This is a genomic window from uncultured Nitrospira sp. (genome assembly GCA_902500695.1).
Taxonomy (GTDB): domain Bacteria; phylum Nitrospirota; class Nitrospiria; order Nitrospirales; family UBA8639; genus Nitrospira_E.
Window position 1 is genome coordinate 39612 of the sequence record CABVRQ010000026.1, and the last position, 8475, is coordinate 48086.

The window sequence follows — 8475 nt, forward strand, 5'->3', positions numbered from 1 at the left end:
TTGGGATATTCAGGCCGTCGGGGATCTCAACGGCGATGGCAAAGCCGATCTCGTCTGGCGCAACACCCTTGATGGCAACACCGCCATATGGCTCCTGAATGAAACGGCAATCGCCTCTTCAGGCTTCCCGGCAGCAGTATCAGTGGCATGGCAGATAGCGGGAGCAGAAGATGTGAATGGAGATGGTAAGGCCGATATCATCTGGCGGAACAGCAACAATGGAGCTGTGGCGGTATGGCTGATGAACGGGGTAACCCTAACCTTTACGACTTTTCCCGGTTCCGCTTCCACGGACTGGGAAATTCAGTAATTGCCAATAAAAAACACTCGACCACTCCACGGAATGGCCTCATGGGCAACCTCACGAAGAGAATTTAACAAAAATCCCCTCCCCGCTTCCCTCGCATAAAAAATTTTCTCCCCGATCTGGAAGAATTCTCTCGTCTACATTATATCTTCGTCAAAACGACATCCAGCATTCTATCCATCCTGTGGGACGCAAGGCTTTCGAACACCATAAGAAATATCCCTTCGTCCATTCTGCCCAGTAGTGATAATCGTGATTCTGTCTGCCATTCAACTCGTTACACCTGCTCGCTGTTGGCAGCACGTCACTTGCCAGGCATAGTCTTTCCCAAGAAAAGTGGTGCGCAGTTTTTTCTCACACCAAAAGAGGATGTTCGGCGTAGCCACCAAGCTGGTGTGAGCATGTGCGAATCAGCAGATAAAATTGATGCTAACAATCCAAACCCTCTGGAGAACAACCTGTGGGCATGACGGTACTTGTCGTTTTTTATTTTTCTTGGTTGCAGTTGCCAGCATTGTCCATCATCCGGACAATGCAAAAATTTCACCAATGGAGTATTGATCGAATCAAAAATTGTTATGAAAATTGCCAAATTTCAACCGTAGACATTAGGCATGGCCACGAAGACATTCAGCTAAGAGCGTGCCCTTCCGTCCCCTCCTTTGCTAACCAGGTTTAATTTCCTTGCCTTATTCCCATGATCATTCTGCTCGGTTTTTTTATATTTTCCGATTTTCCTCTGCATAGATTTTCCCTCCCCCCAATGTTGTCTTCTCTAAAGTTTTCCCTTACTTCTCCGAAATGTTCGGCAGACCGTTTAGGGGTGTAGATAACGAAAAATGGAAACGGTGGATTAGAAAAAAGTTGACCAATTCATAAAATCCTTTTCCCGAAACGGCACACCTACTGTGAAGTAGGGTCGCAAAGCCAGGAGTCAGGGACCCACCCCTGATCGTCCGGCTACCGAAGGAAGACGTCAATCGCAGGGGGAGAAGGGGATGAGGGCGTTGATCCGAATACGACAAGGAGTCGAGTATGGTCAAACATCTGCTTCCCCTGGGTTTCGCAAGCACGCATTTGGTAGGCCTGACACTACTTCTCGTCGGATTCCTCGCTAGCCCCGCTTTCTCCGCTTCTTCCATCAAACTGACCTGGGACGCAAATCCGGAACCGGACCTGATGGGATATTATGTGTATATGGGGACATCCCAAGGGTCCTATCACACCACGAAAAATGCAGGCCTCACCCCATCGCACATCTTTCAGAACCTTCCGGAAGGAAGCACCTATTATTTTACGGTCACGGCATATGATCAAACAGGAAATATCAGTGAACCCGCGCAGGAAGTGGCAATCGCTATTCCAACTCAGGGTGGGAGTGGCCCACTTCCCGATACCACGCCCCCCACGATAACCATAATGAGTCCGCAAAGTTCCGCACCCCTAAGCGGCACAATTACCGTGTCGGCCACAGCCTCAGATAACATTGGGGTGGTGGGTGTACAATTCAGAATCAATGGAAACAATCTGGGGCCAGAAGATACCACTAAACCCTTCTCGCTATCCTGGGATACCACCACCGTGTCAAATGGCTCTTCCACTCTCACAGCCACAGCCCGCGATGCCACAGGCAATACGACCACAGCAACACCAGTAACCGTTATCGTATCCAATACAACCTCTCCTGCATTAACAATATCCAACCTGACCGTCGCCAGCAGGCAATCCTATGTCGTGCCCCCAGCAGCCCTCCAAGTTGGGGCCACGGTGTATATTGACCGCTCTTTTACGTTTACGACAGTACCCGCAAGCGTGGAGGGAGCCGCCTTTATACGGACCGCCAACAATGACAAAGCGGCCACGAACGCCGGATTTCTCAGCTTCAATGTGAATCAACCAGTGACGGTCTATGTCGCCCATGACGTTCGTATTACCTCCAAACCCTCTTGGTTGACGACCTTTACTGATACTGGCAAGGACCTTGCCACATCGGACGCCACCCTCCACCTTTTCGCTCGGGCCTTCCCCGTCGGGACCATTACCCTTGGTGGCAATGCCGGTAGTGATTTGAGCATGTATTCCGTCATCGTCCAACGACAGAACACGAATCAAAGCCATCTCAATAATCATGACCTGAATGGGGACGGCAAAGCCGACCTCATCTGGCGAAATACCAAGACAGGCGAGGTGGCCGGATGGCTGCTCAATGGGGCGAGTGTCGCAGCCTCGGACATTCTGGGCCAATTGCCCATTGAATGGGCCATAAGTGGAGTGGGCGATCTAAATGGGGATGGCAAGACCGACCTTGTCTGGCGCAATAACACCAGCGGCGCGGTGGCCGTATGGCTGATGGACGGGTTGACCATCACCTCCACAGGCTTTCTCGGCACCGTCCCTACGAGTTGGGGCATTCAAGCCATCGAGGATATGAATGGTGACGGCAAGGCCGACCTCCTTTGGCGCAACACTACTGATGGCAACACCGCAATATGGCTTATGAATGGGACGGCGATTGTTTCCACTGGTTTCCCGGCTGGTGTCTCGTTAGGGTGGCAGATCGCCGGGGTGGGTGACGTGAATGGGGATGGTAAAGCCGATGTCATTTGGCGTCATGATACCAGCAGCACGGTGGCAATCTGGCTGATGAACGGCTTAACCATCACTTCTACCGGCTTTCCGGGCAGCGTCCCGACGACTTGGGGCATCCATGCCGTCGGGGATGCCAATGGCGATGGCAAAGCCGATCTCTTCTGGCGCAACACCACAGACGGCAATACCGCGATATGGCTCATGAATGGAACAGCGATTGCCTCCTCCGGATTCCCGGGGACAGTATCGGTGGCATGGCAGATAGCAGGAGCGAATGATGTGAATGGGGATGGTAAAGCCGATGTTATCTGGCGCAACCCCAGCAATGGAGGTGTGGCGGTATGGCTGATGAACGGCTTGACCATCACTTCCACGGGTTTTCCCGGGACCACTTCCGCAGACTGGGAAATTCAGTAGTACGAAAATTACAGCACAAGAATGACAACGCTACCTGGCCTCGTGCACAACCTGGGGAATGGACTCCCGAAATTTTCCAATCAGGGAGGACGAGGCTAGACCTTTGCCTCATATGATCCGGCAATAATAATAAGGCAACTGCAGAAGGGGCAAAGCAGCACGTTGGTCCCTCTCACAAACAACAATCACGCTTACCAGCTCATCATCTGAAATCACCTCTCTCCCACTCTTCAGAAATTTTCACCCCGGCCCCGGCTTCTACACTATTTGCAGACTTCTAATTCTATCTTAGGCCTGAAACGCGGCCATTTCGAGCACATCGGAAAACCTTTCCTACTCCATCATGCACAACAGGGAAAATCGGAAATCAATCTCGCCTCAATTTTGTCATTCATTCCAGCCCTTAGCAGAAAGCGACCTGCAAGACATCGCCTTTCCCGCGATAGCATTCCCTGAAGCAATCATTAAGGCGGATATATTTTCTCGTTCCGCAAGGAAGGGACCTACTTGCAATCAGGAAGAATGCAGGAAAAGTCCTCTCCGTGACCGATGCCACATTGCGTTCCCATTCGAAATGAAAAATAGAGCCCAATTCCTTCCCCAGGAGAGATCGCGCAATATTATTCTACTTAGCAGGTGTCGTGACTTTTTGTTTCTAATGTTCCCGATTTTGACATCAAATTTTCTTTGGACAAAGAGATGTAAAAAACTCAGGAACGAGCCTCATTTCTTTACCTCAATTGCATTTTCATCTCGTTGGTTTTTAGATTTTTCTCTCATAAAATATTTGTACTTCCACAACGCTGCTCTCTCTAAAGTTTTTCTTTACAGGTCCGATATAGTTCGGCAGACCGTTTGGAGGTCTAGGTAACAAACCAGAGCAACAGACGGTAGCAGAAACGTCCGCCATTTCATGAAATCCTCTTCCCGAAACGGCACACCTACTGTGAAGTAGGGTCGCAAAGCCAGGAGTCAGGGACCCACGCCTGATCGTCCGGCCACCGAAGGAAGACGTCATTCGCAGGGGGAGGAGAGGATGAGGACTTCGGTCCGAATACCACAAGGAGTCGAGTATGACCCAACACATGATCCCCCTGAATTTTACCAGCAAAAATATTGCCGGGCTTGCATTCTTTTTCATCGGATTCTTCACTAGCCCCGCTTTCCCGGCATCTTCCATCCTAGTAAGTTGGGACGCAAGTCCGGAACCGGATTTAATGGGATACAATGTGTATATGGGGACATCCCAAGGATCCTATCACACCACAAAAAATACCGGACCCAACCCATCATACGTGTTTCAGAATCTGCCGCAGGGAATCACCTATTATTTCACAGTCACGGCATATGATCAGACGAACAACGAAAGCCTCCCCTCAGAAGAGGTGAGTGTGAAAATTCCCGATATCACTATGCCGACAACGCCTGGCAATCTCACGTTGAATTCAACATCCAACACTCAAGTGTCCTTTTCATGGACAGCCTCCACCGATAACGTCGGCGTGACCGGCTATGATGTAGCCCGGAATAATGTGGTCATCGGGCAATCCTCAACCAATGCTTATGTGGATAAAGCGACCAGTCCGGGCATGACCTATTACTACACCGTGAAGGCGCGGGATGCCAACGGGAATGTGTCTGCATGGTCGGCTCCCCTACAGTTCACTCCTTCCCAGGTGTTAGCTCAACTGAATGTGTCGGTTAGTGGAAATGGAACTATTGTCTCAACCCCAAATAACATTAATTGCCCAAAACAAAGTTGCTCAGCCAGCTACCCAAATCAAACCGTGGTGACGTTGACCCCTATATCAGGAAATGGTTGGACATTTTCTGGATGGTCCGGCAGCTGTACCGGAACTGCAGCTTGTTCCGTAACATTATCGGGAAACAGGACCGTTAACGCCAATTTCACAAAGGATACCCAGGCCAGATCTGTCAAAGACTCTAGAAATGCTGGAAGACACAGGCGAACGAGATAACTCACAAGCTTCTCCATTCCCTAGGTGCTGTGCATGACTAAAAATTTATCCGAGATCTTGTCGATGGCAATAAACAAGACCTTTGACGGTTTCGGATGGCCATCCGGTGGATTCAAAATTGAGGGGTCCGGTCCGGAATACCAGAAAGGACTTTAGCTGGTGTAACGAACCGGACGTCTCCGCGCGGATGGCGGATGATAGATGAGTAAGGCAGTCCAACCGGCCACTACATTCTGAATGTTTTTTTTGAAAAACGACTTCCCCTTCAGAAAAGTCTCGCAACAGCCCATTAGTATTTTTGTTCATGCCACACGCTCAGTCCGCACACCCATTCCAACCGATTCCTTAAGCCAAAAGTCAGGGTCCAATCGGTTGAATTGAACAATTTCGAATTCGGCCTCGTCCTTTTTCTTCCTCCCAGAGGCTATCTGAGACTATTCTAAATTTGTCTCTTGTCGGTTTATTTGTTATTACGTATAGACGACTTCAAAAGCTTTTTTTGAGAGATTATAGATTTCCTAGTGCATTTACCGTTTCCACTATGAGATAGAAACATAGGACGATTTCAATTTAATTTCTTCAACCCCGAGCGAACTATCATTTTTTGTTTCGTCCCGATCACAGGATGTTCTGTGGCCCTATGACAATGCAACGGGAATGACAATATCAAGGGAATTAATTCACCAAGCATGCAAGAAAAACGAGAACGATGTCAGGCCAGTAGGCACGACGTAAAATCTGGCGAAGGCAAAAACTCAGTCAATGCGCCTTTCAAGACACGAATAGGAGGTCAAAGACAGTATGGCTAAACTGATCGAGCAACCCACAAGGATTAAACCTGCAGGGAACAAACCCAAACTCATCGACGAATTTATCGGAAGGGTGAATTGCGATACAGACCAAATCAGCATCGCGCGCATGCAAAGTCCTTCCGGCTGGGAAGAGCCTGGGCAGACGCCTGAATTTGATGAATATACCCTGGTCCTTTCCGGGCAATTACGAGTGGAAACTAAAGAAGGGGTAATTGAAGTGAATGCGGGTCAGGCGGTCATCGCCTATCGCAATGAATGGGTGCGGTATAGCACCCCCGGTCCTGAGGGGGCAGAGTATATCGCGGTGTGTCTCCTGGCATTTTCCCCGGAGACCGTCCATCGCGATCCGGATTGAAACGGATTTCCATGAAAATACCCGGCAGGGAGCCAGTTCTTGCCGCCGTCTAAAAATCCGTCTCCCGCGAAGCAACCGGAGATGCCAAAAGCAGACTAAAGATTTTAATGCTTACCGATGATGGTGGTGATGGCCTCCGCCAAACCGGAAATTATAGCCTAATGCGGGAGGCCCATAACCCCAATATCCTGGACCATAGCCGTAATATCCGGGGTACCGCCAGGGAGGTTGAAGATAGATGCCGATGGGCGGCAACGGCGCATAGGCATAGGACGAAGCATTAGGGAGAGCATAGGCTGGGGCATAGGGCGGCGGCGGATATCGGGGATCTTGTTTATAGACCCGAGCGTCACGAATAGCTAACGCTTCCTGACGTTCCATCTTCTCTTTAAGGTCGTTTACAATCCCCTCCTGTGTTTTCAGTTGCTCTTCCAACTTGGTGATTTTTTCGTGCTGAAGCTCCATCAACGTGGTCATGCATCGGGTTTGAGCATCTCCAGAATATCCGGAACATTCCCAGGGAACATTCGAGTCTTGTGCGAAAGTGTGAGAATGACCCATAGACATCCCTAAACCCACACAGCAGGCCAGCATGACGAGGATCCAACGAGTTGACCGGGAGGTCTTTGGCGGGAACTGCTCCATGAATGTATTCATGTCCCCCCTAATTAAAGACATGCATAATTTTATCATGGCTTCACGTAGCCCTACAAACGAGGCCTTCACACTGAAGAAATGAAGAATAAAAGTCCCGAAGGATCCATTGACACCCTGTTCAGAAATTCATAGCCTTTACCTAGTTTCCCTTGCACGGAGGTTTTCATCGTTTAAGGCCAGGGCACAAAGACGTTACTCAGCAGAAAGCCATTGATTTCACATGGGACGCACCACACGTTTACAGATTCAAGAACCCATCCGCTGTGGATGGGTAGGCACGAAACCACACTTCATTCCCTACCATGATGAAGAATGGGGAATCCCCGTTCACGAAGACCACCACCACTTTGAAATGCTGACATTGGAAGGGGCGCAGGCCGGGTTGTCCTGGTCAACCATTCTGCTTCGTCGTGAAGGGTATCGTCGGGCGTTTGCCGGATTCGATCCCGAAAAGGTCGCACGCTTTGATTCCAGAAAAAAAGCGGTGCTCCTTCAAGATACCGGGATCATCCGGAATCGTCTCAAAATTGAATCAGCTATCACGAACGCCAAAGCATTTCTCACCATTCAGGAAGCGTTTGGATCCTTTGATCACTACATCTGGGATTTTGTGGGAGGTGCCCCAATAATCAATGACTGGAAAGAAATGGCACAAGTTCCAGCCACCACTCCCCAGAGTGACGCCCTCTCAAAAGATCTCAAGAAACGAGGATTTCGATTTGTGGGGAGTACCGTCATCTACGCCCATATGCAAGCGGCCGGATTGGTGAATGACCACACCACCGATTGCTTTCGACACCCTTCAAACCTCCTACCACTCACTTCCTCCCGAGTTGCTATCGTCCCGAAGAAAAGTAATTTTCCGGCCATCAAAATCAAACGAGTATATGACATCCCGGCCCCGGATGACGGGTTTCGGATTCTCATTGACCGGCTATGGCCCCGTGGACTCACAAAAGAGACGGCAAAAGCTGATCTGTGGCAAAAAGATCTTGCCCCGTCAACAGCGTTGCGACATTGGTTTCAGCATGAACCGAAGCGATGGGGAGAATTTCAAATACGTTACGCAAAAGAACTTGAGCAAAAACCCAAAGCAGTCGAGGAGCTTTGGCAACGAATTCAAGAGGGTCCAGTCACCTTTCTCTTCGGGGCAAAAAATCAAGAATGCAACAATGCCGTCGCCCTCAAAGCCTATCTCTCCCTGCATTATGAATGAGGACGTCATTCCCAACCCACAAGAGCTTTGGCCCGGAACGCATGAAGACCGTTGTCCAAAAAGATGTCGCGAGATGCTCGCTGGCCTATGTGCCCACTTTGGCCAAGGTCTCCTACCAGCAAATCAAAACAATAGCACTGGGA

At 49.7% G+C, this 8475-nt stretch carries 6 protein-coding genes and 2 riboswitches; of the genes, 5 read left to right on the forward strand and 1 reads right to left on the reverse strand.

Annotation, left to right across the window (positions count from 1 at the left end; translation table 11 throughout):
- The 4 genes from AAH187_RS08800 to AAH187_RS08815 all read left to right on the forward strand — a co-directional run.
- Positions 1-310, forward strand: a 310-nt coding sequence (locus AAH187_RS08800) for a VCBS repeat-containing protein (protein WP_342348078.1), incomplete at its 5' end; no start/stop codon positions are given.
- Between the two features lie 883 nt (positions 311-1193).
- A riboswitch (cyclic di-GMP riboswitch) is annotated at positions 1194-1275 on the forward strand.
- Between the two features lie 67 nt (positions 1276-1342).
- Entirely contained in the window at positions 1343-3313 is a 1971-nt protein-coding gene (locus AAH187_RS08805; RefSeq protein ID WP_342348079.1) for an FG-GAP-like repeat-containing protein, read from the forward strand.
- A gap of 924 nt (positions 3314-4237) precedes the next feature.
- A riboswitch (cyclic di-GMP riboswitch) is annotated at positions 4238-4319 on the forward strand.
- A 67-nt stretch (positions 4320-4386) separates the two neighbouring features.
- Positions 4387-5292 (forward strand): fibronectin type III domain-containing protein, encoded by a 906-nt coding sequence (locus tag AAH187_RS08810; protein WP_342348080.1) that lies wholly within the window; start codon positions 4387-4389, stop codon positions 5290-5292.
- An 801-nt stretch (positions 5293-6093) separates the two neighbouring features.
- A complete protein-coding gene (locus AAH187_RS08815) occupies positions 6094-6459 on the forward strand; it encodes a hypothetical protein (RefSeq protein WP_342348081.1) in 366 nt (121 codons plus the stop codon).
- Between the two features lie 111 nt (positions 6460-6570).
- On the opposite strand, the gene AAH187_RS08820 is transcribed toward AAH187_RS08815, so the two are convergent.
- Positions 6571-7116: a hypothetical protein gene (locus tag AAH187_RS08820; protein WP_342348082.1), complete on the reverse strand. Its 546-nt coding sequence runs from the start codon at positions 7114-7116 to the stop codon at positions 6571-6573.
- A gap of 220 nt (positions 7117-7336) precedes the next feature.
- On the opposite strand from AAH187_RS08820, the gene AAH187_RS08825 reads away from it, so the two are divergent.
- Positions 7337-8332, forward strand: a complete 996-nt coding sequence (locus AAH187_RS08825; protein ID WP_342348083.1) for a DNA-3-methyladenine glycosylase I — start codon at positions 7337-7339, stop codon at positions 8330-8332.
- Positions 8333-8475 lie beyond the last annotated feature (143 nt).